Origin of the sequence: Carnobacterium sp. 17-4 (assembly GCF_000195575.1) — a bacterium.
GTDB lineage: Bacteria > Bacillota > Bacilli > Lactobacillales > Carnobacteriaceae > Carnobacterium_B.
Map to the genome: position 1 here is coordinate 143962 of NC_015391.1, position 26459 is coordinate 170420.

Consider the following 26459-nt stretch of genomic DNA (forward strand, 5'->3'; position numbering starts at 1 on the left):
GTAAGTCCAAATGTTTGATATTATGGAAAGATGACCTCTGGAATTGAGATGAAAGTTATTTGTTTGAATTGAAAATATTGATTATTTTAAACAAAATACTCATAAGTAAATACGGACTCAATAATAAAAATAAATAACTGATAACCATTACTTGTGGGCTATTACTATTAGGAGGCATAATTTGCGTATTTCTTAAGCCAGTTAATAGTCCTCCTGTATTGAATTGAATTTCAATAAAAAGCATCACTGTGATCATTTCTAGATAAATAAACTTCATAATGTTTTCTAAAAAGGTTAGTAAATTTGGAATAACATAGGAAAAGAATAGTTTATGTTTAGGATACCCTAATGATTTTGCGAAGACAAAATAATTGGATTGATAAACATCTTTGATATACGGAGTCATGAATTTAATCAGAAAAATAATTGGAAAAATACTCAATATAACTAATGGAACAGTTATCGCTGGTTCTCTGGGCGTACCAACTGTTTTAAACAGATAGATGGAAGTTTCTTTATAAATAACGACACTAAACCAATGGACAAAGAATACAATGCCAAGCACAGGTAAACTCTCGATATCTTCTAAATACCTTATCAATCTCGTTACTGTTTTGTTCTTCAGTTTTGGGAAATAGTAACTGTACACAAGTAGTGAAAATAATGTTATAGCTAAACTAGCACTGATTAATTTTAATGTATAATCACCGTTAGTTTGTTGATAAATAACGAATAATTCAGATAAGTAACGATATGTAAAAATTTGTACAATGGATTCTTTAACCATTTCCAATAATAAGTCTGGATTTCTCATGCTTAAAGGTAATGAATAACTTAAACAAACAAGTAGAATGATACCAGCCGGCAGGGTAATAAGCGAAATGGATTGCTTTATAATTTGTTTAAATGGATTGATTTTGCATCCCTCCCGTTAAAGATCGCTTGATTCCATTGAGCAAGAGAATAAAGCCGCCGTAAAAAGCTAACGGAACGAGCACCGTCCATGGAGTGCTGGCTAGTCGATTAATATTTTGCCCAATCAACCCACTCCATTCGTTAGATATGGTTACGGTATATCTGGTACTGGCATCTAACTGGGTTACTAGTGAGCCTCCTAGATATAATTGGAAATATGCTAAGTAAATAAAGAGAGATAAATTTTGCGTTAGGATTTTGAAAAATAAATTTAATGTGAGTTCTGTTAATTGTGGTTTAAAAGAATACCTAAACATTCTAAACTTAGTACTCCCTAATGTCTGGCTAGCAAGGGCAAAATCTTGCTTGAAAAGCACGCTTAATTCAGAATGATAAAGTTTCACTAAATTAGGCAGCCCTACAAGAAATAAAACAAACAATTGGATTATCACGAATTTCAAATTAGCCGATGGTTGAACATTATCGGTATTAAAGAGTAATGCGTTAGAGTAAGGTCCTATTAATAGTAGTAATAAAAAAGGCTTAGGAATTAATGTGAAAAGCTTGTCAAAATAAGAAAAGATAGGCAGCAAAAATTTTGATCCTAATTTATGAAGAGTCAGCATATTTATAACTAAACTACTTAATATTTGAGCGATACTTAATAATAAACCAATAAAAAAAGTGTATTTAAATCCTTGAATGATTTTAGCAAAGATAGTAAATCCTATGATATCTGTACCAAATGGCAGAACTTCAAGAGGGGTGAAAGGTGGATAGTTTACTTCTCCATTTACCATAATTTTTTCTACTCGAATAGTTAAGAGATTTGATAATAAGGGCTCATATAAACAACTAAGCAGTAAAAAAAATAACACGATTGAACACAATATCCACAACGTCATATTCTTAATTTTTAATGTTCTCATTAAAAAAATGGCCTCCATTTTTATTTTTTAGTTTATTAATGACGTTTTGCTTTTTTTATTATAAATAATAGCGAATAGTAGAGTACCTCCATAGTAGCCTGCATACCAAGGAAGATCGTTCATTATATATATCGGTGCTACTGTAGTAGGTAGAGGTAACATATTTGAAAATAAAGGCAAAATAGAAAGAGCCAAATAGACTATAAAGCAGACGGTAAGTATATTATAAAAGCTCTTAAATTTTGGAAAATGCAAGGAATATGAAGATAGGAAAATCAAAATAATCGCAAGAACTAGAGGGAAAAGTATATGTACTATGCGAATAGAACTAGTTATAGCAAGTGGATCTTCTAAGAAAAGGTTCTCAATTGACACTAGATAAACATTGTAAAAATAAATAAACAAAGCTGGCACAATGATAAATGCTAAATAAAACAGGTTTTTCTTCATAACAATCCTCCTAATTGTTCAATAGATAACAACTTTTATTTTTAATCTTTTTCTCATTATATAGTGCAGGAAAAAATAGTAAAGTTTTTTATTTGATCAACTATTTTATTTATAAAGTGTCAATATAACAAAACAAGTTATTTGTAGTATGATCTTTAAGATTATTCTTTGTTAAGTAACAAGATGCTAGATGAAAGTATGTTTCTCGAATGCAAAAAGCAGCAAATCAATATTTAGATTTGCTGCTTTTATGTATTAATATTTCTACTCGTTTTGAAAGTAGAAAACTGTATTTTAAATTTTTTAAATCAGACCAGTTAAAAAAGCCAATAATTCATATTGTTTTTCTTCCGGCAATTGCTTGATTTGAGAAATAAGTTTTTGTTCCACAGGACTTATTTCTGAATTAAAAAATTCAGAAATAGTTACGCCTAAAACATCACAAATATGTGCGAGTGTTTTTAGGGACAGTTTTGTTGAATTGTTTTCGATTGCTGAAATAAAAGGAGGAGAAACGTTAATACGTTCTGATAATTCCTTTGCTGTCATATTATTTAATTTTCTTAGCTCCTGAATTCTGTTGCCGATTTCCATCCTATCATCCTTAAATATAAATTTTCGCTTCTGCTTAATTATCTTAACATATTTTATTTATCTTTATAATGTTAAAATTGCTTTTAGGTTATTTAATGAATTCTGAACTAAATTTTTATTGGTTTTTGTTTACTCATGTGTTAATATATTTTATTGTGAGCTGTTTTGTTTAAGTTTGAGAAGGAAGGTATTTATGCGAAAATATAAAAATGAATGGTTTGGTAACATAAAAGGAGATGTTTTAGCTGGAATTGTTGTTTGCTTAGCTTTATTTCCTGAAGTAATTGGTTTTATGTTAGTTGCTGGTGTGGAACCCATCGTGGGTGTCTATGCAACATTTTTTATCACAGCAACGGCCGCTTTTTTTGGAGGTCGGACTGGATTAATTTCAGCAGCTGCAGGCTCAGTTGCATTAGTACTTGCTCATTTAGTTGCTGAATATGGGGTAGAATATCTTTTTGCTGCAACAGTTTTAGCCGGAATTATACAAGTTATACTAGGTTTATTTAAAGTAGGAAAATTAATGCGTTACATACCAAAACCTGTTATGTTGGGATTTGTAAATGGTTTAGGGATTATGATGTTCTTATCTCAATTGGATCATTTCAAGGGGAACTCGATTTTACTCGTACTTGGGATTGTTGGAATTGCCATTATATTTTTAGCTCCTAAGTTAACAAAAAAAATTCCTGCACCGATTATTTCAATTGTAGTCGTTACCGCTCTCGTTTTAGGATTAGATTTAAATGCACAACTGTTAGGTGATTTAGGGACTATTTCAAGTGATCTACCTAAATTTGGTATTCCAAGTGTGCCTATGAATGTAGAAACATTGAAAATTATTTTACCTACTGCGCTTTCTGTGGCTATCGTTGGGTTAGTAGAATCACTATTGACAGCACAATTAGTAGATGATCTGACAAATGAACCAAGTGATAAAAATCGTGAATCAATGAGTCAAGGACTCGGAAATGTATTATCTGGTTTCTTTGGCGGAATTGCTGGTTGTGGTATGATTGGACAAACTATTATTAATCTTAATTATGGTGGAATTGGTCGTTTAGCAACGTTCTTGTCTGGTTTCTTCATGTTAATGTCGGTAGTATTATTTAATAAAGTGGTTATTCAAATTCCTATCGTTGCTCTGGCAGCAGTAATGGTTGTTGTAGCCTATGAAACCATTGACTGGAGATCGGTTAAACGATTAAATATCATGCCTAAAAATGAAAGCTTTGTTATGCTCTTAACTGTGGGAATTGTATTAGTTACACATAATCTAGCCTATGGTGTTGTTGCCGGGACTCTAGTAAGTGCAATTTTTGCAGCCTTTAGCATGACCCATTTCCAAGTAGAAAAAGGAACAGATCATGATGAGTATCATTATAAGGCGCATGGACATCTTTACTTCGCATCAGCTGAAAAGTTTTTAGACTTTTTTGTACATGATTTTGATCATGAAGGTGAGTTAGTTATCGACGTCAGTGCTATGACTTTATGGGATTCTACGGCTGTTGAAGCTATTGATAAATTGATCAGTAAAAATAAAGAATCTGGTTTAACTTTTATTAATGCGAATAAACAAAGCAAAGAGTTGTTTAAGAAGAACTCAATACACAAGATGAAATAATAGAGAAAAGACGTAATTTTTATTTAATATTAGATATAGCCACTGCGTACATGATCATGTATGCAGTGGCTATATCTTTCTTTTTTAAGTATATTTTAATCTTGAAATTTGTAAAATATCTTTTGCTATTCTGATGTTCTATCTTTATGTAAAATAATGCTAGTGACATTAAGCGTAATTGTTATAATAAGGAGTACCGCTGATATCCAGTTTGAAGTAGACGTTGTATCCATGAGTGCAGAAATATCTTGAATAGTAACTAAATAATTAGTGTAAGAAATTTGAAACCATAAGGCAGTTGCACAAGATCCCATACTCAATACAATCATAGTTGAATGGCTATTTCCTCTTTTTTTACGACGTATAATATTAAAGATCGGGATAAACCAAGCAATTAAACCAAAAATTAGACTACCTAAAGTAAGCCAACCGTAATCAAATAAATTCAGCATCATAATCTCCTTTTAAAACTATTATATTATTTATAGTATAGCTTATCCATAATATAATGCCTTGTTTTTTATTGGATGTAAACCATTGGTTGCTAATTGTAAACTAATGGATGCGTTACTTTTGGAGTAAAAACTGAGAGAATAAAGATAGGAACTTATTTAGAGATAAGATGCTTATTTAATTTTTGAGGTACAAAAAGTTGAAAGGAAATTATTCATGAAAAATTACAAAAAGATTCTAGGCTATAGTTTAATGTTAGTAGCTATCTTAATATTAGTTCGTTTACCCAATATGGCTTATCCAATTCCTGATGAGGATGGAATGGATATTGACCTTTATATCCTAGAAGTGGTTTTAAATATAGTAAGGTATAATCTTCTTTCAATCTTCTCTTTTGTTTTAGGTATAAAAATTGTGTTTAAGAAATAGAAAGAAATTTTTTACTTATATATACACTGGTTCTTCTTTTTATTACAGCTAATATATGTGTATACTATAAATGAAAGCGGTCTAAGAAAAGTAAAAAAAGAGGGGGCTTTTTATGGGGAAAGTATTATTTGGTATATTTCCTTCCAAATGTTGATAATGATTAAGAATTAGACTTATGATACGAAGAATACTAATAAACAGACCGCTAAGGGAGTGAGATAAATGTCTACAGAATCAGTTATGAGTTTAAATTTAAATGTTTATGAGGTCATAGATTTCTACGCTGACGTATTTGAGGTAGAAAAAAATGAACCGATAACAAATGATGAAAATGCATTTGACCCTGATGTCGTTCTTTTTAATAATGAAATCAATCGATACGACAAACTTAAAGAAAACGGTCAGGTAGAAATAGAAAAAATAACTAAAGACATTTACCAAGTTGAAATACATTAAATAATACTCCTAACACTAGTTCAAACTGTGTTAGGAGTATTATTTTTGATTGCTTTTTAAGTTCCAGAATTCAAATTTAATAATTTTTCAGCTACTTTAAAAGGATCCATTCCAATGATTTTATTCTTTAACACTTGATCAATCTTTTCATGATCTACTTGAGGGTAAATTTCTTTTAATAATTCTAGTGTCTTTCTTGCACCCTGATCCATCGAATGCGCTCCTGAAATCAATAGAATATCTGCTACATTCAACTGCTCAACGCCAAATAGCAAGGTATCATCGAGTTCTTTAAAAAACGTAACTTCGATTTTATTTTGATGCATTACTTTCAAGAAAGCGTCTAATTCTTCTTCTGTGACTTCATCAATTTTGTTTACATGTGATGGTGCCGTCGTCAGAATGATTTTAGCAATTTTCATTTTATGGAACCATTTTGTTAATGACTCCGCAATTTCTGTACTATGCGCAGGGCCGTTACTACCTCTGATTGCATGCACAAGGTGAAGCTCATTGTAATCTAAATGACTGATGGTCTCCATGCATGAATCAATGTTGTTTTGATTCAATAACAAGTCGTCTATCACTTTAAATTCCTTATCGTATAGTACCTGGAATCGACGCTCTACACCTTGGAAATTTTTAATGCCTCGCTGGATATCTTCAATCGGTAGATCATTGACTAATCCCGTAACAAGTGCTGTGAGTGCATTGTAGATAGAATGATAGCCTAGAACTGACATCTCTAAATCAAAACTTGTTATCTCAATTGTTTTTCCACTTAAGGTGTTAAATGGTTTTCGAATATTCACTGTAAATGATGGTATTCCCGACGAAAAACGTATATCTGAAACGGTGATTGTACCAGATTTATTTTCGATTCCAAAAGTAATGACTTGTGCTTCAGTCTCTTTTTCTAAAGGGATAAGCAATGGTTCATCAAGGTTTAAAATAGCTGTACTTGCTTTAGAAGCATTTCTTATTAATGATGCTTTAGCATCAAAGTAAGCATCAAATGATTCATGCAGTTTGATATGTTCTGGACTGATATTCATAAAGGCTACAACGTCAAAGTCAGTATTATAAACGCGCTTAAGTTCTAGCGCTGAAGAAGAAACTTCCATGGAGACATGTGTGATTTCACGATCTCTCATCCTTGCAAAATGTTGCTGCAAATCATAAGATTCTGGAGTAGTTAATCTACTCATTTCAATCTCTTTGTCAATCTTAACTAGAATAGTTCCTATTAAACCGGATTTCAATTGAGAGGCCTTGAAAATTTCTTCTATCATGTATGTAATCGTAGTCTTCCCATTAGTAGCAGTTACTCCGAATATATTCATTGATTTAGAAGGATGATCAAAAAAATTGCTCGATAAAATAGCCAAAGCTTCACGACTATCGGAGACTTTAAGTTGAATAACATGAATATCTTCAATAAAATCTTCGACAATGATAACTGTTGCACCTTGACTTGCAGCATGTTTTGCGTAGTTATGTCCATCTGTTTGGTGACCTTTAATACAGACAAATAAAGTATCTGCACCTACTTCTTTTGAGTGATAAGCAATTTTTTTAATATCGATTTTATCTAATTCTATTTTAAGCTGATTATGGCAGCTAGAGTCGATCTTTACCGATTTCAATAAGTCAGTTAGTTTCATAATGATCGTGACTCCTCAAGTGATGGTGTACATAATCTGATAAGTCATATTTTTTGGTCAGATTACGTCTATTAGTACTATTTAGTGTACTATTTTATTTGTTTTATGTCATATTATTTGCTCACTTAGAATAAATCCCAATTTAGTCCTGCTATGAAATACATTTATTACTTATTCTTCTATGAAGAATGCAAATATAGTAACGAAAATCAATCTTGTCTATAATAGAAATAAATTGTTATTTTTATTGACCATAATTTATTTTATAGTGGTGATGTACTTGCTACTTTTTTTGATATTTTCAAAAAATGAAAGGAGTATATATATTGGATATTGAAGATTATGCATGGAATAAACATGAACAAGAACTGAGAGAACAGAACGAGTTTAGATACAGTGAATCAAAAATTAAAATAATAGATAATGTAGAATTAAGGAATAAAATTGAAGATAATCTCGAAAATTTACCACAAAAATCAGTTGCTAAATGGGCTTTAAAAGTAGCGACCCCAATTTTGGAGTACCTTGATAGCCATTTGAAAAACGATGTACGGGTAGAGTTAGGGGTAGAAGCTTTAGAAAAGCGAATAAATGGAAGTATAAATGCGTATGAATTACGCAAAATTGGATTCATTGTAAACGAATTAGCTAAAGAATCAAAAACTGAAATTAGTAAGTATGCCGCACGTTCATTTGCACAAGCAATTGCAACTGGACACATGCGAGGTCATGCTATGGTTAGCAGTGATTATGCAATAAAAGTAGTAAACCATTTAACGAGTAATTCGCCAGAAGCTTCAACAAAGGAAAGAAGAAGGCAATTAGAGATCTTTGACAATTTAAATGAAAAGTCATATGAAATCAAATAGATTCATATATGGATAAAAAATTTCTACTAACGTTCGTATGCTACAAAGATACTTGTGGTATTGTGTATTCAAGTACGTAAAGAGAGACTACCTTAAATTTAAATATTGGTTTTTTTTACTCTATCAAAATTAGTTGATATTCAAAATTTCTCCATTTAATTTAGAAAATCATTCAGTAAACTAGGAGGAGTAAGTGTATGGAACGATTATCAAAGGATAAACAGGTTCAAAAATTTTTAGAAGAAATGATGAAAACTGACAATAAGAAGTTCATTATATTAGAATCCATAAGAAACGTTGTATATACAAATAATGAAAAAACGAAAGAAAGAATTATGTATGGGGGGATCATGTTCTCTGCTGAAAAGGATTGGGGTGGTATTTATGTATACAAGAATCATATCTCTTTTGAATTTTCAGAAGGATTTAAACTAAATGATCCAGAGAATTTATTACAAGGTACTGGTAATAAAAGACGTCATTTAAAATTAAAATCAGTATCCGAAATTTCTGATAAAAAAGTAGATTTTTTTGTTAAACAAACCTTACTTTTTTGAGGTGAATGAATATCACTCGATTTTATGCATAAAATGGCTGAGGGAAAAGATGCGACTATTGCTCAAATTACTTTAGCAAGGATGAGAAAAATACTATTAATGAAGTGTAGGAACAAATCCAAATAATAGGAGATAGATACCCAGAGACGGAGAAGAAACGTACTGGAATTTAGTCAAAGGAAAGACTGGAGCACTTATGTCCCAGTCTCATGTGTAGTTTTATTTAATACATAAAATTAGATAGAACTATGTATTGGAAAAAGCAGCAAACCTAAATCAGGTTTGCTGCTTCTTTTATTGTCTTCTAAAAGAAAAAAATTTAAAGTAGATAAGAAAATAATCATACAAATAGCTTATGAGTTATAGATTTCTCTATTTAAGTTTACGATGTCTGAGTGAGTAAAATCAGGTGAAAAGTTCTCCATTACTTTATCTCTTAACAAGGGTGCTTTTTCTTTATTTGCTTTTTTTAAAGCGTCTATTAACTCGTCTTTTGTTAATTCTGTGCAGTAAGCAGGGGTGCCGGGTTGTTGTCTCCATGACTCACTTAAAGGTCCACTATCTACTGAATCGAAACCTAAATCATTTACTAAGCCCATGACTAGTTGTTTTTGTAATTGGTCATCACCTGAAACCGTCATTGCGATACGTCCACTAGTACCTTCTGTGGTTCCTTTATTTTCCAAAGTGTGAGCTAATTGATTGCTGATAGCTTTAATGACAGGTCTACCTAATTGTTTTGAAACCCAAAGACTTTCAACCATTCCGTTCTCGATATCTTCAATTTTACTGTCTCTGAATGGATAGTAATTTGACGTATCTACAACAATTACGTCTTTATCAACTTGATCGATAATGGTGCGAATGTTTGGCATTACATGAGAAGGGAGAGAAATAATAAGAATATCAATATTTTTTATGACATCTTCTACAGTCACATGTGTTCCTGAGATTTCTTTCCCTGCCATATTATCTAACCCACGGGTGTCTGCGATTTTGACATCATGCCCATTATTCACCAATTTTTTAGCAATATTTGTCCCTATTGGTCCCGCACCGATTATTCCAATTTTCATTAGTGTTCCTCCTAAAATAAATTTTCTTTGAATATGATGTAGTAACAGCTATTAGATAGTTTAATTACCCAAACATAAATTTAGCTACATACTTTTTTACGTGTCCACGTTGTGAATAAGTAAGTTGCGTGTTTTGATCCTAACTACTATACTAAACACATTACTCTAAAAATTGAAGTAGGCAATAAAAAAAGGGGTAGTACGATTTTATGTACTATTGAGAAAGAAAGGGATGTTAGTATGGCTAGAATATGTAAGGACGGGTTTGAAAAAGAGTTTATTAATGAGCATAGAGATGTTTATGGTATTGCGTATACTCAAAACATCCTTTCTGGACGTTGGAAATATATTATTCTTTGGTTTTTAAAAAATAAAGAACGACGTTACAGTGAAATTAAAGCTTTTTTATGGGACATATCACAAGGATCCCTTACAAAACAATTGCGAGAATTAGAGACAGATGGATTAATTAACCGAGAAGTTTTCCCAGAAGTACCTCCGCGTGTCGAATATTCATTAACCACTAAGGGGCGTGAATTTATTCCAGTTATTGATATAATGGAAAACTTTGGTAAAAAATACGGTGAGAAATCTCAATGAAGTAAAAAGCAGCTGGTATGATACATGGAATTACATATTTCATGTATCATAACTATACGTAAAATAAGTGAGAAATGGGATTAGTTAGAATGATCAAAATAATTGACAATCAGAAACTCGAGTTGCATTACAAAGAGGGATTCGGAACCTGGACCTATCACCTTAGACTTCCAGGAACAGTCGATATTAAAGGAAGATGGGGACATTTAAAAGTATCTGGTACAATTGACGATTTTGAAGTGAAAAACATTTATTTAGCTCCAAGGAAGAATGAAGATAAAATTATCTCAATCAATAAGGAAATTAGAGATGCAATAGGAAAAAGCGGTGGAGATATGGTAATGGTAACTCTATACTTGCATGATTAGCTTACTCAGTGAAGTTAATTTTATTTTTTATACCTTTTCATTTTAGGATAGATCATTTTCAACTAATTGTTTGATTGCCAATTTTAAAACTTTTTTTTATGATAGGAGTGTGCTAAAAAAAATTGGAAGTCAAAGGATAATTTCATCTTCTTTTCAATACTTGGTATAAAATTCATAATGACCAAAATAGCAGTATTAATTTTGTTTTCATTATACAATACAAATAGGATACAAGAAGAAATAGTTTAAAAGAAGGAAGGCAAAAACATGAAAAGTAGAGCAGCAGTAGCATTTGGACCAAATGAGCCACTTAAAATCGTTGAGATTGATGTAGAAGAGCCAAAAGAAAAAGAAGTATTAGTGAAAATATTATACACATCTGTTTGTCATACAGATGCATTTACGTTATCAGGAGAAGATCCAGAGGGAATTTTCCCAGCTGTTTTAGGACACGAGGGAGCCGGAGTAGTTGTATCTGTGGGTAAAGGAGTAACCTCTGTAAAATCAGGAGATCATGTCATTCCTTTATATACACCAGAATGTGGGAAATGTGAGTTCTGTCTTTCTGGTAAAACTAATTTATGTAGTGCGGTTCGTGAGACTCAAGGAAAAGGTTTAATGCCTGACGGAACGACAAGATTCTCATATAAAGGAGAACCTATCTATCACTATATGGGAACAAGTACATTCAGTGAATACACAGTAGTCAATGAAATCAACTTAGTAAAAGTTGATGAAGATGCTCCTTTAGACAAAGTTTGTTTGTTTGGTTGTGGGGTCACTACTGGCCTGGGAGCTGTTAAACATACTGCAAAAGTCGAAGAAGGTGCTACAACAGCAGTATTTGGTTTAGGAGCAATTGGTTTAGCAGTTATTCAAGGGTTAAAGAAAGCAAATGCGAAACGTATTATTGCTGTAGATTTAAATCCTGATAAATGGGAATTAGCTAAACAAATGGGAGCGACTGATTTTGTTAATCCAGCTGATTATGATCAACCAATCCAAGAAGTCATAGTGGAAATGACAAATGGTGGTGTAGATTATAGTTTTGAATGTATTGGTAACGTAGAAGTAATGAAATCAGCACTTGAAGCCTGTCACAAAGGATGGGGAGAAAGTATTATTATTGGTGTCGCTGGTGCTGGGAAAGAAATTCACACACGTCCGTTCCAATTAGTAACGGGTCGTGTATGGCGCGGATCAGCATTTGGCGGAGTAAAAGGACGCACGGAATTACCAGGAATGGTTCAAGATTACATGGATGGTGAAATTGATCTGGATTCATTTATTACACATCACTTAGCATTCAAAGATATTAACGAAGCATTTGATTTATTGCACAAAGGTGAATCAATTCGCACTATTTTAACATATGAGGAGTGATTAAATGGTTGTCGAACAACTTGAAATGCATCTCTCTTTTGAAGGAGAGCAACGTAAATACCGTCATTTTTCTAACGTATTAAATTGTGAAATGGTGTTTAGCCTTTATTTGCCACCGTTGTTTGAAGAAAAGGAATTATCGCTAATTTGGTGGTTATCAGGATTAACATGTACAGATGATAATTTTAGTCAAAAAAGTGGCTTTCAAAAAACTGCTGCAGATCAGGCAGTCGCCGTGATCATTCCTGATACGTCTCCAAGGGGAGAAAAAGTACCAGACGATGAAGGATGGGACTTGGGTAAAGGTGCAAGTTTTTATCTAAATGCCACAGAAAACCCGTGGGTCGAGAATTATCAAATGCACACATATTTAACTGAAGAACTGCCTCAAATAGTGTATAGTTTGATCCCGAATTTTTCAGGCAAAGAAAGTATTATGGGGCATTCAATGGGCGGACATGGAGCAATCATGATGGGATTAAAAGAACCGGGACGCTTTGCTTCCATTTCAGCCTTTGCACCAATTTTAAATCCCACACAAGTACCTTGGGGTAAAAAAGCATTCACAGCTTATTTAGGTTCAGATGAATCTTCATGGCAAGAATGGGATTCTACAAGTTTGATTGAACAAACTGAAAAAGTTCCTCCTATCTTAATCACACAAGGTACATCTGATAATTTTTATGGTGTGCAATTGCAAGAAAGTGAATTTTTGAAAGCAGCAGGAGATAAACCTGTTTTTTATCAGTCAGAAAAAGGATACGATCATAGTTACTTTACAATAGCGACTTTTATAGAAGAACATATTCAATTTCATGTGAGTGAATTAAAAAAATAAAGAACTGGCTAATGAGTATAAAATAGGTAATTTTGTTGAATTTAGTTACTATAGTCAATTCTTTAAACATTAGCAGACTAACTCAATGTAAGAGGGAAATACAAAACACCTTGTAGCTGGCATATTAGAGTATGCCAGCTACAAGGTGTTTTTGAATATAAAAAAATGTGCAATAATAAATTTTTTATTGGTTCTAGTAGAATTACTAGTGATATATCTACATTTAATGAAGTAAGAACTACAATCTTTATACTAAGAGGAATTCTATTATTAGTGTTTTTCTTCAGCAATTCGAGTATTTTTAATATAAACAACTATTGTTTTAATCACAGCAAAAGCGGGAACTCCAAAAATAATTCCTATAATTCCAAGCATTTTCCCGGCTACTAATAAAATGATAATAATTGTTAGGGGATGAATAGCTAATGATTTCCCAACAAATTTCGGTGTCAGAAAGTTAGCATCAAGTTGTTGAACGACTAGTACGATTAAGGCGACTAATAAAGCAGTTGTTGGAGAAATCGTTAAGGCGACTATAATTGCTGGTACAGCGCCAATGAAAGGGCCAATATAAGGTATAAGGTTAGTAAATCCATTAACAATTGCCAATAATAAGGTGTAAGGTAATCCAATTATTAAAAAGCCAAAATACATTAAAACAGCAACAACGATACTCGCTAAGCCTTTTCCACTGATGTAAGCAGTAATCACAAGGTTAGTCTGATGGAGTAATTCAAAGACATGTTTTTGATATCTGATGGGAAATAAATGAGTCACAGCCAATTGTAATTTTTCACCATCATGGAACATATAAAAAAGAACAATTGGTACCGTGATTAATACAATTGTTAAATTAGCGATAGCTCCAACTATAGAACTAATACTGGTAGTGAAACTAGATAAGATAGTTTTGGAAAAAGCATCAAGTGAAAGATTTAGCTGATTTAAAGTTTCGTCTAAATCAACATTATTAAATGGAGAGAGTAATGCTATGTCTTTAGTTTGAATCTCAATATCTGAGAGAATAGCAGGACTATTAGCAACTAAATCGGATAGCTGGTGCATCAAGATGGGGAAAGTTTTAATAATAAAAATAGTAGCTCCGCCAAGAAATAGAAACATAACTAAAATAATAGCATAGCTGCGTTTGATTTTTAATTTTTGCATTACCTTAATTAAAGGATTCAACAAGTAAAATAAGAATCCAGCGCTTAAAACAGGAATAAAAAGTGTCGAAAATAGGACAAATAGTGGTTGGAAAACAAAGCTGATCTTAGTTGCATAGTAAATAATTAACACCATTGCTAATACCCACAGTGTCCATAATAACAATTTTGAATGTTTAAAATACTTCATAAAAAAATAGTCTCCTTCTTGTAGGTCTGTATAATCTATTTATGTTTTTAGATAAGATTGAATCTTACAAGGAGTTGGAAATAACCAAGGAAGAAACGTTACCGATCAGTAATAATGTAAATACTTTGAAATTTCATTTGAATGCAATAACTGCTAGTCTCATAATAACATATCTATTAATGTAAGTTGATGAAAGCCAAACCTATAATTAGCTTCCTAATTTAAAAACTAGAAAACAATTTCAAACTATCTGTTTTTTTAGGATTAAAAAATAAAATAATTGTATTCACTTTAGATGGGTTGGAAATTGTTAAGTTTGATTTTTACTATATGTAAACAACTGGTTGCTAAATGTAAACCAAAGGGTGCGTTACTTTCCAATAAAAATTAGAGATAATAAATGAGAGCAATTTATTATTCATTTATGAGGGGAGAAACTTTGATGGAATACTTTACTGAAGAAAAACACGATATTGAAGGCTACAGAAATAATTTAAAATTTTTAGATAAAGTACTCGATACTATTACTTATAACTTTTTATTAAACACATCATTTCATGATAGTTTAATCCGTGAAATGATAGTATCAAATAATTATAATCCTGAAGTATCTAATGATTCCCAAGAAAGTATTGTAACCGTTTCGGCTAGAATAGAATACTGGGATAATACGTTATATGAGTTATCATGGAATGATGTTACAGTATATTCTTTTGACTTTGATGTTTCTAGAAGTAAAGTAGCTGAAACCCAAAAAATATTGTTCAATCGAGGGTTAGATGAATGGTCCCTTGATGAATTAACTTTAATAACTAATGATCGATTAAGACATGAAATTATCTTTTTTTCACAAACAATCATGATAATTGAATGCAGCAATTTTTCTATTAAGCTTCTTGATGAATAAAGAAATTAGCTGATTACTATAGATTTAATAAATATGATCATATTAAAAATAAAGCCTTTTAAGTGGGTTTAACGATGGTTAATGATTAAAGGAAGAAGGAGATAGAATGGGTTTTTGGTATTTTCTATTACTATTTATAGGTATTGCTTTGCTTATAGCAGGTGGGTTAAAGAAAGGTGTTTCACGTGAAGTTAAACTTGTAATGATATTTTTTGTTTTTGGTAGTTTATTTGTTTTAGTTTCACTCTTTATGTTTTTACCCGGTAGTGCTGAAGTTGTTTCTCAACTTTTAAACATGAATGAATAAACTAAGGAGATAAGGTCTATGAAAAAAAAGCTTTTTTATTGGTTCCTTTTTATTTTAATGGGATTTATTTTGGCTTTTACGATGATTGATCTAATTTATACTGAAGAGACTAGTGTGACTAGCCCTTTTAATGATCAAGTAAAGGTAATAACTGTTCCGCAACATCCAATATATGAATATGTAAAAGTTAGCAAAACAGTGATATATACTTCAGGTTATGCAAGTAATCAACCAAGTCAAGGAACTAAATTCTCAATAGGAGACGGTTTCCGTTGGAGTGAAGAAAATGGAGCTCAGGTCACTAAAAGAAGTGCACAACATCTATTTGGTAGTATTGATCCATTGGGTAGCATTTTTGTAAACGCTCCAAATAAAACAGATCACTTTAGACTAAAAGTAACAGAAGGTAGGCAAGTTACAAAGATCGCCGTATATATACAGTCAGAAACTGATGGTGGCAAAAAGTTTCTCTACTATATTTATCCATCCTCTTTATATAGCCTTGCATTTACACCTGTAATAGTGAATTAAGGTCCTTAATATTATGAGGTGAATACTAATGAAAATAAGAAAAATTACAACACGAGATAATAAAATAAAAAAAGTGGAAAGTAGCAATTGGATTCTATTTATGACATCAAGTTGCTTATTTAGTACCCTATCTGTCACATTAAAAAACCCTTTATATGGTGTAGTGGCGGTCCTATTTTCAATTCGTGCGTTAACGATAGCCTTGAAAAATAATCGCAAATAAAATTAATTTCTGATATGAATTAATGTTGTACTATTAAACTATAAATTATTCGTTATATAGTGAGATGTGGAGGTTAGAACTATGAATAAAATAACACTTGAACTAGCTAGTACAAATGAACTTGACGAAATACTAAAAATTCAAAAATCTGCCTTTAAAAAATTATTTATGAAATATCATGATTTGGATACCTCTCCATACAACGAAACTATAGAAACTATTCTTTTTAGATTTAATATGAGAAGCAGCTACTACTTTTTTATCATGGATGAAAATAAGAAAATTGGATTTATAAGAATACTTTTTAATGAAAAGAACAACCAAGCACGAATTTCTCCAATAGCGATTCTTCCTGAGTACGAAAATAACGGATATGGAAAAATTGCTATGACTACTATCGAAAATAAATTTTCTAAAGTAAAAGAATGGCATCTTGATACAATTACTCAAGAAAAGAAGCTGATTGGTTTCTACTTAAATCAAGGATATCAATTAATGCCTGAGCATAAAGCGATAAAAGAAGGGATGGATATTTCAGTTTTCAAAAAGATTATTGTTTGATTCTTTTGTAGTTATTTGTAGTATTCTTTTAACATGTAATAAAACTTCACATTTTCTCTGGAATCATGATTTAATAATTGAATTCGCTTTGTCGACTATTTTTTTTGCTTGAACTAAGTCGATAGGATAGTACTGAGTTCTGATTTTTTTAATCGTTTGTATTTCATTCATAGTCATTAAATACTCTTTTGAATCTTCTACCATTTTATCTTGATCATATGTGAATAGAGCCTTCAATTTCCTGATTTCTTTTGCTTGAATATAGTTTAATAGTAATAAAATTAGCACTACAATAATGAGTAAATAGATTATTTGAAATCACTCCTTTGATAGTATACATACTCAACAATAGCTGCTCTCTAATCATACCGAAAGAACTAGTTAATGACTATCAGATACTGTTTATTTTTAGTATTAATTGTAATACTTTAAAAACAAGGTTGTTAAAGTATGCTTGCAAGTGTTAGTAACAATATTAAATTTAAAAAAACATTTCTAGGAAATGATAAGCAAGTTATGGGTATATTTTAGCCTGATAGCTAGCTTTTTTATTATTCCTAGATAAGGCGTATGGCCTATCTTAAAGGTATTTTGACAACAAGTGTTGTGCGTTTGCACAATCAGGTTTGTTAAACTGACAATAGCTTTTTCTGGTAATGAAAAATATAATGTAAGCGCACACATATGAAGTTAGGAGATGTTTAAAGATGTTAGATATTACGATTCCGTGGTTTGCAGCAATTATTGGATTGATCGTTGCAATTGTACTTATATTGAAAAAATTCAATCCGGTGTATTCTTTATTTTTTGGAGCCATTGTTGGTTGTTTAGTAGGTGGTGCTTCCTTGGTGAATACCATTGATATTTTAATCAGTGGAACACAAAGCGTTATTGGAACCGCTATCCGCGTTCTTGCTGCAGGAATGCTTGCAGGTGTAATGATGGAATCTGGAGCAGCAGAATCCATTGCGAATGCGATTGTAACGAAACTTGGAGATAAGAAAGCCATTTTATCATTGGCTCTTTCGACAATGATCATAACGGCTGTAGGGGTATTTATTCCAGTGGCAGTCCTAATTGTTGCTCCAATTGCATTATCCGTTGGAAAACAAACTGGGATTAGTAAAATTGCATTATTAACAGCCTTATCAGGTGGAGGAAAAGCAGGAAATATTATATCTCCTAATCCAAATACGATTGCAGCAGCAGATGGTTTTGGTTTGAATTTGAGCAGTGTGATGTTGGCTGGTTTTATCCCTGCTTTATTCGGACTTGCAACCGCTGTTATTGTAGCGAATTTAATTAAAAATAAAGGTGAAATGGTAAGAGAGAGGGATATTCTTGAAAAAGAAGTAAAGGAATTAATGCCATTGGGAAAAGCGTTGATTGCGCCGATGCTTTCAATTATTCTTTTATTGATCAACCCAATTGGGACCCTATTAAAAATAGAAGTCCTCACAAATTTAAAAATTGATGCATTATATATTCTTCCTTTTGCTTCAATCGTAGGAACACTCGCAATGGGACATGCTAATAAAATTAGCGAATACGCTTCTTCAGGAATTAAACGGGTAACAGATACGGTACTTATTTTGATTGGAGCCGGTGCAATTGCAGGATTGATATCTGCTTCTGATTTATCTGTTCAAGTTGTAAAATTAATTGATACAATAGGTATTTCTGGAACATTCTTAGCTCCAATCTCAGGTATCTTGATGGGATTAGCTGTAGGATCAACGTCTACTGCTGTTATATTGGCTACTGGATCATTTGGACAAGCCATTCTAGATACAGGAACTTCTTCTTTAGCAGCATCTGTAATGGTTCACACAGGATCAACCGTTATTGATAGTGTTCCTCAAGGGAATTATTTCCATATTAGTGCAAATAGTATGAACATGACGATAAAAGAAAGATTGAAGGTTATCCCTTACGAGATGTGTGTAGGTGGGGCAATGACTGTAGTTGCAACTATTTTGTATGGATTTATTCTTAACTAATTAAGGGAAAAGAGGCAAATATAATGGTGAAAAGATTTGTTGTTGCACCAGATTCGTTTAAGGAAAGTATGAGCGCAAAAGAAGCCTGTGAAGCAATGGCCAGAGGGATAAAAAAAGTGTTTAAGGATGCAGAAATCAGTCTTGTTCCAATGGCTGATGGAGGCGAGGGAACTGTCGATTCATTAGTGGATGCAACAAAAGGAAGACGAATCAATGTTGAAGTATCTGGTCCGATTCCTGAAGAAAAAGTAACGGCATATTTTGGGATTTTAGGTGACAATAAAACAGCAGTGATTGAAATGGCAAAAGCAAACGGGATTGAATTATTGTCAAAAGAGCGTCGAAATCCATTGATTACATCTACATATGGTACTGGAGAATTGATCAAAGCGGCTCTGGATCACGGTGTAGAAAAAATCATTATAGGAATTGGCGGTAGCGTAACGAATGATGGCGGGGCTGGGATGGCCGAAGCATTGGGTGTGAAGTTTTTAGACGGAAACGGACAATCGATTCCTCAAGGAGGAGGTGCTTTAAATCAATTAGTATCAATCGATACTGATGAATTAGATCCTCGAATAAAAGAAATCGAAATTGAAGTTGCCAGCGATGTTACAAATCCATTGACTGGAGAGCATGGGGCGGCTAATGTATTTGGTCCTCAAAAGGGAGCTACACCAGAAATGGTGGAACAATTAGACTCTAATTTAAAACACTACGCGCACATCATTCAAAAAGATGTTCAAATGAATATTGAACATCTACCCGGGGCTGGAGCAGCAGGTGGGCTAGGCGCTGGTTTATTAGCCTTTACAAATGCAACACTAAGACCTGGAATTGATATTGTCATTGAGATCAATCAATTAGAAGAACAAATTGCTAAAGCTGATTTTATCTTTACAGGCGAAGGTGGAATGGATTTTCAAACTAAATTTGGAAAAGCACCATATGGGGTCGCAAAAGTTGCCAAACACTATCAAAAACCCGTCTTTGCTTGTGCTGGTTATATTGGGAAAGATGTTGATGTGCTATATGATGAGGGGATGACGGCTATTTTTGGGATTCTCTCAAAGGCCGAATCGATTGATGAAGCTTTGAAAAATGGCGAATCAAATCTAGAACGAACATGTGAAAATATTGCTCGAATCTTATCTTTAACCAGTGAACAGAAATAAGCCGCATCTATTTTAGGCGATAAACTTGATATTTTAAGTTTATAAGAAGATACTTTAACTTAGAAGATAAGAAAAAACAGTTTAGGATTATAATTCTAAACTGTTTTTTGTATAGAAAAGGTGGCAGAAGTAACGTGTTAACGAATAGTCAGGCTAGTCTAATCGTCAGTAAACTTATGGAAGATATTCCTTACAATATCAATATTATGAATGATTTAGGTATTATTATTGCAAGTGGCGACAGTAATCGTATTGGAACTTCTCATAGAGCAGCTGAACGAGCAATCAAAGAAAAGAAGATCATAGAGGTTTATCAAGATACGCATTTAGAGAAAAAAGGGACAAACGAGCCAATAATATATGAAGACACTATTATTGGAGTAGTTGGAATTACAGGTGATCCTAATGAGGTTCGTCCGTTCACAAAAATTGTTAAAACGGTCTCGCTACTCCTTATTGAAGAATTAAATATTTATAAACAAAAAGAAAAGAATAGAGTGGCAAAGAATAACCTCTTGAAACAAATTATCCAGTCAGAGGGTATATATACAGAATCGTTAAAAAAAGAAGCAAATGAAAAATACGATTTAGAACTGGGGCAGTCTTATTATGGTGTTTTTGCTGAAAGGAAGGAAATACTGAGAGCAATTGCGTCTAAGAAAGAACTATTTGAATGGTCTGAAGGTTCTATTATTTTTATGGAGACTGTTGATTCACTAGAAACAGCTACTAATGAATTTATTATCGTCAGCTCTAGTGAAAAAAACATTGGTCAAATTCTTCAAGACATCAAACAGACATATGCATTGCTATCTTTTTTAAATACAAAGAAAGAAGGAATAAATAAAACAGATAGCTGCTATTTAGCTAATTTATTCTCATTTTCTCTTCCTCCTAATCAGGAACCTTTAAAGAAGATAAAGGAAGTGGCACCAGAATACGCAGAAACATTAATCAGTTTTGCGCGGAATAATAAAAGTATCAATGACACTTCGCTAGAACTTCATATCCATAGAAACACATTGAATTATAGAATTCAAAAAATTGAAGAACTAACTGGAAAAAACCCTCGTGTTTGGTATGAATTATGGGAGTTGTTTTATCATTTTGCTTATTACTCTACAAACAAGTAAAAAATAGAGTTGTAGTAGTCCTTGTATAACTCTACTAAGTTGCATAGATGGTATACTATAAGTGAGTAAAAAATAGTACTAGGAGGGTGCATAAATGATCACAGGTGTTGAAATAGATTTTGTTGTAAAAGATAGTAAAGTTGCTTTGGAGCAATACAGCTCTATTTTTGAGGTTGTAATAGTTGAGGCGACAGATTTTAAAGTAGGAAACAACGAAGCAGTTTTCACAATTTACGGTACTCGTTTCCATATGCTCGATGAAAATCCTGAATACCAATTGTTCGCACCAAAAGAAGATAGTAATCAATCATTTTGGTTTAATGTAGTGGTACCTAGTATTCAAGTAGTATTTGATAAAGCAGTTGCTGCAGGTGCAACAATCATTCAACCGATTACCAAAATGGAAGAAATGGGTATTTCAAATGCAATGTTTTTAGATAGCTTTGGTTATGTGTGGATGCTGCACGAAATTCATCAAGAAGTATCTTTTGAAGATCGTGTAGAAATATTAAGCGAAGATTTTGAATAAAAACTAAGTTTTCCTGATAAGGAGCATATAAGAATACCATATAAGATTGAGGTTGTTACTAATCTTATATGGTATTCTTATCTTTTGATTCGTTGTTTAACAAACTGATTTCTATAGTAGTTAACCCGTGTGTATAGAAATCATATCAGTGTTTCTTTATAATGATGAACATGAGAACAAAACTAATTTTTACTCTGTCTAATAAAAGATTAGACAGATACTAGTTAAAAGCAATAACAAAAGTGTTGGGATAATGAAGGAGTGGAGAAATAGTGAGATTAAGTGTCTTAGATCAAGCACCTATTACAAGTGGAAATACAGCTGCAGATGCATTAATAAAAGCTGAAGAACTAGCTATTTTAGCGGATGAATTAGGGTACACACGTATGTGGATGGCAGAGCACCATGGAACAAATGGTTTTGCAAGTTCAGCACCTGAAATCACTGCAGCTCATTTAGCGGCAAAAACAAAAAATATTCGGATTGGTACGGGTGGAGTCATGATGATGCACTATTCACCTTTGAAATTAGCGGAAGTCTTTAAGACGTTAAGTGCTTTTTCGCCAGGGCGAATTGATTTTGGAGTAGGACGTGCTCCGGGTGGCGACAACAACTCTATTTATGCTTTGTCAGAAGGGCGTCAGCCAATGTTGGACAATATGTATGAAAAATTTGATACCGCATTGAAATTAATCAATGATGAAGTGCCTGAAGAACGAGTATATACTCGAACGATTGCTACTCCTTCACACATTCAGCTGCCTGAAGCTTGGCTACTGGGTTCAAGTGGCAGCAGTGCTCGAAAAGCTGCCCAAATGGGAGTGGGGTATTCTTTTGCTCAATTCTTTATGGGTGGAATGACAAAGGATATCTTGGATGAATACAAAGTTAATTTTCAACCTTCTGCATTTATGGAAAAACCGTACATCAATGTAGCGTACCTTGTTACGACAGCTGAAACTAGAGAAGAAGCAGAATATGAAGCTAAGCCACAAGATATTGCACGTCTATTAATGGGGAGAGGCCAGATGGGTCAATTGCTGACACCTGAAGAAGCGCAACATTATCCCTTAACTGAAATTGATCAATTAACGATAAAACAAGGACGTGCTTTGCATTTGGTAGGTACGCCAAAAGAAATCGCTGCAAAATTATTAGAAGATCAAGCGAAATATGGTTTTGATGAAGCGATGATCTGTAGTATTCCTCATTCACAAGAAAAACGATTAAATGTGTATCGTTTATTAGCCAAAGAATTACTAAATAAATAATAAAGCACTCCACTTCCAACCAATGAAGATTCCTTGGTTGGAAGTTTTTTTGTTTTTTTAATAAAACAATGAGAAAGATGATAAATTTTTAATGTTGGTTAAATTGAGTAAGTAAAGGCTTTTTGGTCTTTTTATATTAAATCCATGTGAGGAAACATTACATTGAAAAGGTATGTGTTAATTGATTTCTCATAAATGTGTATTTATACTATTGATTTAAGCAGCAAGAAAGACTTCGCCTGCTTAAAAGTTACTGATTACCATCAATGTTTTTGTAAAGGAGATGAGACAGAGTTGATTAAGCTACAGAATGTAAATAAATATTTCGGCGACCACCATGTACTAAAAGATATTAATTTAGAGGTGGCTGAAGGGGAAAAAGTCGTTATCATAGGGCCTTCTGGTTCTGGAAAAAGTACCACAGTTAGATGTATGAATTTTCTTGAGGAACCTACGACAGGAGAAGTCTATATAGAGGGCAATCAAATAACAGAAAAAAACAAATTAGAGATGGTACGAAATTCTTCTGCAATGGTCTTTCAACAGTTCAACCTTTATCCGCATATGACGGTGTTAGGAAATCTGACAATTGGACCTATAAAATTACAGAATAAATCAAAAAAAGAAGCAGAAGAACTGGCTTATCGGTATCTAGATATCGTAGGGTTGCGAGAAAAAGCGACAGCATACCCTTCAACACTTTCAGGAGGTCAACAGCAAAGAGTTGCTATTGCTAGATCTCTCTGTTCTGAAAAGAAAATCATTCTATTTGATGAACCTACATCTGCTTTAGATCCAGAGACGGTTCAAGAAGTATTGGATGTGATGATCAAATTATCAAGCATGAATATTACAATGGTCGTTGTGACTCACGAAATGGGTTTTGCTAAACAAGTAGCTGATCGTGTTATTTTTATGGATAATGGAACCATTTTAGAAGTAGGGCCACCAGAACATTTCTTTGAAAATCCTACTCATGAAAGAACAAAAGAATTTTTAAGCAAAATTTTAAGATAAAAAAATAAAGATATACTTAGGAGGAAAAACAAATGAAAAAAAGAAACTTATTAGCAACAGTCATTTTGTCTAGTGTATTATTTTTAGGTGCTTGTTCGTCAGATGATAGTTCAACAACAGAAGCAGACACACCAAAAGGATCGGATCAATTAACAATTGAATCAATCAAAGAAGCCGGCGTTTTAAAAGTAGGGGTAAAAGAAGATGTTCCAAACTTTGGGTTGAAGAATACAGATACAGGAGAAATAGAAGGATTTGAAATTGATATCGCTAAAAAAATTGCTGAAGATATTTTAGGCGATCCGGATGCTATTGAATTAACACCTGTTACAGCCAAAACACGGGGACCATTACTGGATAATGGCGAAGTTGATATGGTTATTGCTACTTTTACAGTTACTGAAGAACGCAAAGAAACGTATAATTTCTCAGATGCGTATTATGAAGATGCAGTTGGTTTATTAGTGAAAAAAGACAAAAACTATGAAGGACTAAAAGATATGGATGGAGCCAACGTAGGTGTAGCACAAAGTTCTACAACATCAGAAGCCATTGCATCAGAAGCTGAACAATATGATATTGCAGTCGAATTTTCAGAATATGCTACTTATCCAGAAATTAAAGCAGCATTGGATTCAGGTCGTGTAGATGCATTTAGTGTAGACAGATCCATTTTGGCTGGCTATTTAGATGATTCAACTGAAATTTTGCCAGACCGTTTCGCAACGCAAGATTATGGAATCGCCACAAAGAAAACAAATACGGAGTTAGCAGAGCATGTAAATGGGTTGATCACTACTTGGGGAGAAGATGATACTCTTAATGGATTGGTTTCGGAGTGGGGATTGAGTGAATAATGAAAAGTACAAATCCATTCGCTCTTTGGAGATGGGAGGATCTTTTTCAAAATTTTGATAATTTTAGTTCTGGATTTTTAAGAACACTCCAAGTGGCCATCTTAGCATTAGTTTTGTCGTTGGTAATCGGAATCATTATTGGAATTTTATCAACTGCCCACAATTTGATTCTGCGTTCGATCGCACGAGTATATGTCGAAATTTTTCAAAATATCCCTCTTGTCATTCAAATCTTCTTTATGTACAACGGATTAGCAATGGCAGGATTGGTCTTAAGCGAGTTTACGATTGGGGTAGTAGGAGTTGGATTGTATCATGGAGCTTACATTGGTGAAGTGGTACGTGCGGGTATTTTATCTGTTACTAAAGGTCAACAAGAAGCTGCGTATGCACAAGGATTTAGTTATACACAAACCATGCGCTACATCATATTGCCACAAATGGTTAAAGGTATTTTGCCTCCATTGACCAATCAAGCTGTCAATTTGATAAAAAACACTTCTGTATTGGCTATTATCGCGGGAGCAGACTTAATGTATGCAGCGGACTCTTATGCTTCATTTAGCTTGAATTATGGACCATCTTATGTGGTTGCTGGATTGCTTTACTTCATCCTCTGTTTCCCACTGGCTACATTCTCAAGGAAATATGAAGAGAAATTAAAAAAGAATGATTCCTTAGTTGTGGATATTCCGGAGGTGATGGAATGATAAACTCCATACAAACCGTTTTTACACGGCCTAACGTGTTGTTCTTATTAGATGGATTAAAGACTACTTTGTTAATCTCTTTGTGCGTGGTGATCCTTTCCATCGTTTTTGGAACACTCTTAGGGTTGATCAGAAACTATGAGAAGAAATTTTTTGGTAAAATAGCTGGATTTTATATCGAGTTATTCCGTAATACACCATTGCTACTCTGGATGCTAGGTTGTGCTTTTCTGATCCCAGGCAGTACGATATTAGTGAAAGCCTCCATAGCACTGTTTCTTTATACAGCTGCAGTAGTAGCAGAAATTGTGCGTGGCGGATTAAACTCGATACCGAAAGGACAATTTGAAGCTGCTCATTCTCAAGGGTTCTCATTCTTTCAAACACTAGTGTATATTATTTTGCCGCAAACCTTTAAAAAAATTATTCCTTCTTTATTGTCACAAGTAATTACAACCATTAAAGATACGTCATTTCTTGCTGGGCTAGGAATAATGGAATTTACACGAAGCGGTCAAGTTATTTTAGGGAAAGTAACGAAAACTTCCGAAGTATTTTTGATTTACGGTTTCCTGGCGGTCGTTTATTTTATTATTTGCTTCGCACTGTCGGTTTTAGTAAGGAATTGGCATAAAAAAAATTCTGAAAATATATAGTTAATATATTTTAGAAAA

31 protein-coding genes are annotated in these 26459 nt (G+C 33.0%); 23 read left to right on the top strand and 8 right to left on the bottom strand.

What is annotated here, in order from left to right:
• Nucleotides 1-55 precede the first annotated feature (55 nt).
• The 4 genes from CAR_RS00735 to CAR_RS00750 all read right to left on the bottom strand — a co-directional run bounded on the left by CAR_RS00735 (nt 56) and on the right by CAR_RS00750 (nt 2888).
• On the bottom strand, nt 56-814 hold the full coding sequence (locus CAR_RS00735; protein ID WP_013709834.1) for an ABC transporter permease subunit: 759 nt from the start codon (nt 812-814) through the stop codon (nt 56-58).
• Between the two features lie 88 nt (nt 815-902).
• Complete coding sequence (locus tag CAR_RS00740; protein ID WP_148229375.1) at nt 903-1844, bottom strand: peptide ABC transporter permease; 942 nt, start codon at nt 1842-1844, stop codon at nt 903-905.
• 27 nt (nt 1845-1871) lie between these two features.
• The gene (locus CAR_RS00745) at nt 1872-2294 is read right to left on the bottom strand and encodes a hypothetical protein (RefSeq protein WP_013709836.1); all 423 of its coding nucleotides are present in this window, start codon (nt 2292-2294) and stop codon (nt 1872-1874) included.
• Between the two features lie 303 nt (nt 2295-2597).
• Complete coding sequence (locus tag CAR_RS00750) at nt 2598-2888, bottom strand: helix-turn-helix domain-containing protein (RefSeq protein ID WP_013709837.1); 291 nt, start codon at nt 2886-2888, stop codon at nt 2598-2600.
• A 193-nt stretch (nt 2889-3081) separates the two neighbouring features.
• Between CAR_RS00750 and CAR_RS00755 the strand changes: the two genes are divergently transcribed.
• Nucleotides 3082-4515: a SulP family inorganic anion transporter gene (locus CAR_RS00755; protein WP_013709838.1), complete on the top strand. Its 1434-nt coding sequence runs from the start codon at nt 3082-3084 to the stop codon at nt 4513-4515.
• A gap of 125 nt (nt 4516-4640) precedes the next feature.
• Here the strand turns inward: CAR_RS00755 and CAR_RS00760 are convergent, their stop codons facing one another.
• Nucleotides 4641-4967 carry a hypothetical protein gene (locus CAR_RS00760; RefSeq protein ID WP_041556048.1) on the bottom strand — a complete coding sequence of 109 codons (327 nt, stop codon included), beginning with the start codon at nt 4965-4967 and terminating at the stop codon, nt 4641-4643.
• A gap of 217 nt (nt 4968-5184) precedes the next feature.
• Between CAR_RS00760 and CAR_RS00765 the strand changes: the two genes are divergently transcribed.
• On the top strand, nt 5185-5397 hold the full coding sequence (locus CAR_RS00765; RefSeq protein ID WP_013709840.1) for a hypothetical protein: 213 nt from the start codon (nt 5185-5187) through the stop codon (nt 5395-5397).
• 222 nt (nt 5398-5619) lie between these two features.
• Entirely contained in the window at nt 5620-5853 is a 234-nt protein-coding gene (locus CAR_RS00770; RefSeq protein ID WP_041556049.1) for a hypothetical protein, read from the top strand.
• 56 nt (nt 5854-5909) lie between these two features.
• On the opposite strand, the gene CAR_RS00775 is transcribed toward CAR_RS00770, so the two are convergent.
• Nucleotides 5910-7517: a Mur ligase family protein gene (locus tag CAR_RS00775; RefSeq protein ID WP_013709841.1), complete on the bottom strand. Its 1608-nt coding sequence runs from the start codon at nt 7515-7517 to the stop codon at nt 5910-5912.
• A 326-nt stretch (nt 7518-7843) separates the two neighbouring features.
• On the opposite strand from CAR_RS00775, the gene CAR_RS00780 reads away from it, so the two are divergent.
• Both CAR_RS00780 and CAR_RS00785 read left to right on the top strand, forming a co-directional pair.
• Nucleotides 7844-8386 (top strand): putative immunity protein, encoded by a 543-nt coding sequence (locus CAR_RS00780; protein ID WP_148229434.1) that lies wholly within the window; start codon nt 7844-7846, stop codon nt 8384-8386.
• A gap of 197 nt (nt 8387-8583) precedes the next feature.
• Nucleotides 8584-8943 carry a DUF1801 domain-containing protein gene (locus CAR_RS00785; RefSeq protein WP_013709843.1) on the top strand — a complete coding sequence of 120 codons (360 nt, stop codon included), beginning with the start codon at nt 8584-8586 and terminating at the stop codon, nt 8941-8943.
• Nucleotides 8944-9296: 353 nt separating this feature from the next.
• On the opposite strand, the gene CAR_RS00790 is transcribed toward CAR_RS00785, so the two are convergent.
• Nucleotides 9297-10019 (bottom strand): NADPH-dependent F420 reductase, encoded by a 723-nt coding sequence (locus CAR_RS00790; protein WP_013709844.1) that lies wholly within the window; start codon nt 10017-10019, stop codon nt 9297-9299.
• Between the two features lie 240 nt (nt 10020-10259).
• On the opposite strand from CAR_RS00790, the gene CAR_RS00795 reads away from it, so the two are divergent.
• The 4 genes from CAR_RS00795 (at nt 10260) to fghA (ending at nt 13208) form a co-directional block, all read left to right on the top strand.
• Nucleotides 10260-10619, top strand: a complete 360-nt coding sequence (locus CAR_RS00795; protein ID WP_013709845.1) for a winged helix-turn-helix transcriptional regulator — start codon at nt 10260-10262, stop codon at nt 10617-10619.
• Nucleotides 10620-10708: 89 nt separating this feature from the next.
• Nucleotides 10709-10987 carry a DUF1905 domain-containing protein gene (locus tag CAR_RS00800; protein ID WP_041556050.1) on the top strand — a complete coding sequence of 93 codons (279 nt, stop codon included), beginning with the start codon at nt 10709-10711 and terminating at the stop codon, nt 10985-10987.
• A 267-nt stretch (nt 10988-11254) separates the two neighbouring features.
• Nucleotides 11255-12370 (top strand): S-(hydroxymethyl)glutathione dehydrogenase/class III alcohol dehydrogenase, encoded by a 1116-nt coding sequence (locus CAR_RS00805; protein ID WP_013709847.1) that lies wholly within the window; start codon nt 11255-11257, stop codon nt 12368-12370.
• A gap of 4 nt (nt 12371-12374) precedes the next feature.
• On the top strand, nt 12375-13208 hold the full coding sequence (fghA, locus tag CAR_RS00810) for an S-formylglutathione hydrolase (protein WP_013709848.1): 834 nt from the start codon (nt 12375-12377) through the stop codon (nt 13206-13208).
• Between the two features lie 270 nt (nt 13209-13478).
• Here the strand turns inward: fghA and CAR_RS00815 are convergent, their stop codons facing one another.
• Nucleotides 13479-14564 (bottom strand): AI-2E family transporter, encoded by a 1086-nt coding sequence (locus CAR_RS00815; RefSeq protein WP_041556051.1) that lies wholly within the window; start codon nt 14562-14564, stop codon nt 13479-13481.
• A 442-nt stretch (nt 14565-15006) separates the two neighbouring features.
• Here CAR_RS00815 and CAR_RS00820 point away from each other — a divergent pair, with 442 nt between their 5' ends.
• The 14 genes from CAR_RS00820 to CAR_RS00890 all read left to right on the top strand — a co-directional run bounded on the left by CAR_RS00820 (nt 15007) and on the right by CAR_RS00890 (nt 26441).
• Entirely contained in the window at nt 15007-15471 is a 465-nt protein-coding gene (locus CAR_RS00820) for a hypothetical protein (RefSeq protein WP_148229376.1), read from the top strand.
• Between the two features lie 106 nt (nt 15472-15577).
• Nucleotides 15578-15778 (top strand): hypothetical protein, encoded by a 201-nt coding sequence (locus tag CAR_RS00825; protein WP_013709851.1) that lies wholly within the window; start codon nt 15578-15580, stop codon nt 15776-15778.
• A gap of 18 nt (nt 15779-15796) precedes the next feature.
• Nucleotides 15797-16309 carry a hypothetical protein gene (locus tag CAR_RS00830; protein ID WP_013709852.1) on the top strand — a complete coding sequence of 171 codons (513 nt, stop codon included), beginning with the start codon at nt 15797-15799 and terminating at the stop codon, nt 16307-16309.
• A gap of 28 nt (nt 16310-16337) precedes the next feature.
• Complete coding sequence (locus tag CAR_RS00835) at nt 16338-16532, top strand: hypothetical protein (protein ID WP_013709853.1); 195 nt, start codon at nt 16338-16340, stop codon at nt 16530-16532.
• Between the two features lie 81 nt (nt 16533-16613).
• A complete protein-coding gene (locus CAR_RS00840) occupies nt 16614-17093 on the top strand; it encodes a GNAT family N-acetyltransferase (protein ID WP_013709854.1) in 480 nt (159 codons plus the stop codon).
• 707 nt (nt 17094-17800) lie between these two features.
• Complete coding sequence (locus tag CAR_RS00850; RefSeq protein WP_013709856.1) at nt 17801-19093, top strand: GntP family permease; 1293 nt, start codon at nt 17801-17803, stop codon at nt 19091-19093.
• Between the two features lie 23 nt (nt 19094-19116).
• Nucleotides 19117-20268: a glycerate kinase family protein gene (locus tag CAR_RS00855; protein ID WP_013709857.1), complete on the top strand. Its 1152-nt coding sequence runs from the start codon at nt 19117-19119 to the stop codon at nt 20266-20268.
• A 134-nt stretch (nt 20269-20402) separates the two neighbouring features.
• Nucleotides 20403-21401: a CdaR family transcriptional regulator gene (locus CAR_RS00860; RefSeq protein WP_013709858.1), complete on the top strand. Its 999-nt coding sequence runs from the start codon at nt 20403-20405 to the stop codon at nt 21399-21401.
• A gap of 94 nt (nt 21402-21495) precedes the next feature.
• A complete protein-coding gene (locus CAR_RS00865; protein ID WP_013709859.1) occupies nt 21496-21930 on the top strand; it encodes a hypothetical protein in 435 nt (144 codons plus the stop codon).
• A 272-nt stretch (nt 21931-22202) separates the two neighbouring features.
• The gene (locus CAR_RS00870; protein WP_013709860.1) at nt 22203-23201 is read left to right on the top strand and encodes an LLM class flavin-dependent oxidoreductase; all 999 of its coding nucleotides are present in this window, start codon (nt 22203-22205) and stop codon (nt 23199-23201) included.
• Between the two features lie 294 nt (nt 23202-23495).
• Nucleotides 23496-24218 carry an amino acid ABC transporter ATP-binding protein gene (locus tag CAR_RS00875; protein ID WP_041556052.1) on the top strand — a complete coding sequence of 241 codons (723 nt, stop codon included), beginning with the start codon at nt 23496-23498 and terminating at the stop codon, nt 24216-24218.
• Nucleotides 24219-24250: 32 nt separating this feature from the next.
• Nucleotides 24251-25075 (top strand): transporter substrate-binding domain-containing protein, encoded by an 825-nt coding sequence (locus tag CAR_RS00880; RefSeq protein ID WP_013709862.1) that lies wholly within the window; start codon nt 24251-24253, stop codon nt 25073-25075.
• A complete protein-coding gene (locus tag CAR_RS00885; RefSeq protein ID WP_013709863.1) occupies nt 25075-25785 on the top strand; it encodes an amino acid ABC transporter permease in 711 nt (236 codons plus the stop codon). The genes CAR_RS00880 and CAR_RS00885 overlap by 1 nt, the downstream gene beginning before the upstream one ends.
• Nucleotides 25782-26441: an amino acid ABC transporter permease gene (locus CAR_RS00890; RefSeq protein WP_013709864.1), complete on the top strand. Its 660-nt coding sequence runs from the start codon at nt 25782-25784 to the stop codon at nt 26439-26441. Before CAR_RS00885 ends, CAR_RS00890 begins: the two co-directional genes overlap by 4 nt.
• Nucleotides 26442-26459 lie beyond the last annotated feature (18 nt).

Bases quoted from the DNA above. Each gene is read 5' to 3' on its own strand.
- CAR_RS00735 (WP_013709834.1), bottom strand. From the start codon at position 814: ATGAGAAATCCAGACTTATTATTGGAAATGGTTAAAGAATCCATTGTA.
- CAR_RS00740 (WP_148229375.1), bottom strand. From the start codon at position 1,844: ATGAGAACATTAAAAATTAAGAATATGACGTTGTGGATATTGTGTTCA.
- CAR_RS00745 (WP_013709836.1), bottom strand. From the start codon at position 2,294: ATGAAGAAAAACCTGTTTTATTTAGCATTTATCATTGTGCCAGCTTTG.
- CAR_RS00750 (WP_013709837.1), bottom strand. From the start codon at position 2,888: ATGGAAATCGGCAACAGAATTCAGGAGCTAAGAAAATTAAATAATATG.
- CAR_RS00755 (WP_013709838.1), top strand. From the start codon at position 3,082: ATGCGAAAATATAAAAATGAATGGTTTGGTAACATAAAAGGAGATGTT.
- CAR_RS00760 (WP_041556048.1), bottom strand. From the start codon at position 4,967: ATGCTGAATTTATTTGATTACGGTTGGCTTACTTTAGGTAGTCTAATT.
- CAR_RS00765 (WP_013709840.1), top strand. From the start codon at position 5,185: ATGAAAAATTACAAAAAGATTCTAGGCTATAGTTTAATGTTAGTAGCT.
- CAR_RS00770 (WP_041556049.1), top strand. From the start codon at position 5,620: ATGTCTACAGAATCAGTTATGAGTTTAAATTTAAATGTTTATGAGGTC.
- CAR_RS00775 (WP_013709841.1), bottom strand. From the start codon at position 7,517: ATGAAACTAACTGACTTATTGAAATCGGTAAAGATCGACTCTAGCTGC.
- CAR_RS00785 (WP_013709843.1), top strand. From the start codon at position 8,584: ATGGAACGATTATCAAAGGATAAACAGGTTCAAAAATTTTTAGAAGAA.
- CAR_RS00790 (WP_013709844.1), bottom strand. From the start codon at position 10,019: ATGAAAATTGGAATAATCGGTGCGGGACCAATAGGGACAAATATTGCT.
- CAR_RS00795 (WP_013709845.1), top strand. From the start codon at position 10,260: ATGGCTAGAATATGTAAGGACGGGTTTGAAAAAGAGTTTATTAATGAG.
- CAR_RS00800 (WP_041556050.1), top strand. From the start codon at position 10,709: ATGATCAAAATAATTGACAATCAGAAACTCGAGTTGCATTACAAAGAG.
- CAR_RS00805 (WP_013709847.1), top strand. From the start codon at position 11,255: ATGAAAAGTAGAGCAGCAGTAGCATTTGGACCAAATGAGCCACTTAAA.
- fghA (WP_013709848.1), top strand. From the start codon at position 12,375: ATGGTTGTCGAACAACTTGAAATGCATCTCTCTTTTGAAGGAGAGCAA.
- CAR_RS00815 (WP_041556051.1), bottom strand. From the start codon at position 14,564: ATGAAGTATTTTAAACATTCAAAATTGTTATTATGGACACTGTGGGTA.
- CAR_RS00820 (WP_148229376.1), top strand. From the start codon at position 15,007: ATGGAATACTTTACTGAAGAAAAACACGATATTGAAGGCTACAGAAAT.
- CAR_RS00825 (WP_013709851.1), top strand. From the start codon at position 15,578: ATGGGTTTTTGGTATTTTCTATTACTATTTATAGGTATTGCTTTGCTT.
- CAR_RS00830 (WP_013709852.1), top strand. From the start codon at position 15,797: ATGAAAAAAAAGCTTTTTTATTGGTTCCTTTTTATTTTAATGGGATTT.
- CAR_RS00835 (WP_013709853.1), top strand. From the start codon at position 16,338: ATGAAAATAAGAAAAATTACAACACGAGATAATAAAATAAAAAAAGTG.
- CAR_RS00840 (WP_013709854.1), top strand. From the start codon at position 16,614: ATGAATAAAATAACACTTGAACTAGCTAGTACAAATGAACTTGACGAA.
- CAR_RS00850 (WP_013709856.1), top strand. From the start codon at position 17,801: ATGTTAGATATTACGATTCCGTGGTTTGCAGCAATTATTGGATTGATC.
- CAR_RS00855 (WP_013709857.1), top strand. From the start codon at position 19,117: ATGGTGAAAAGATTTGTTGTTGCACCAGATTCGTTTAAGGAAAGTATG.
- CAR_RS00865 (WP_013709859.1), top strand. From the start codon at position 21,496: ATGATCACAGGTGTTGAAATAGATTTTGTTGTAAAAGATAGTAAAGTT.
- CAR_RS00880 (WP_013709862.1), top strand. From the start codon at position 24,251: ATGAAAAAAAGAAACTTATTAGCAACAGTCATTTTGTCTAGTGTATTA.
- CAR_RS00885 (WP_013709863.1), top strand. From the start codon at position 25,075: ATGAAAAGTACAAATCCATTCGCTCTTTGGAGATGGGAGGATCTTTTT.
- CAR_RS00890 (WP_013709864.1), top strand. From the start codon at position 25,782: ATGATAAACTCCATACAAACCGTTTTTACACGGCCTAACGTGTTGTTC.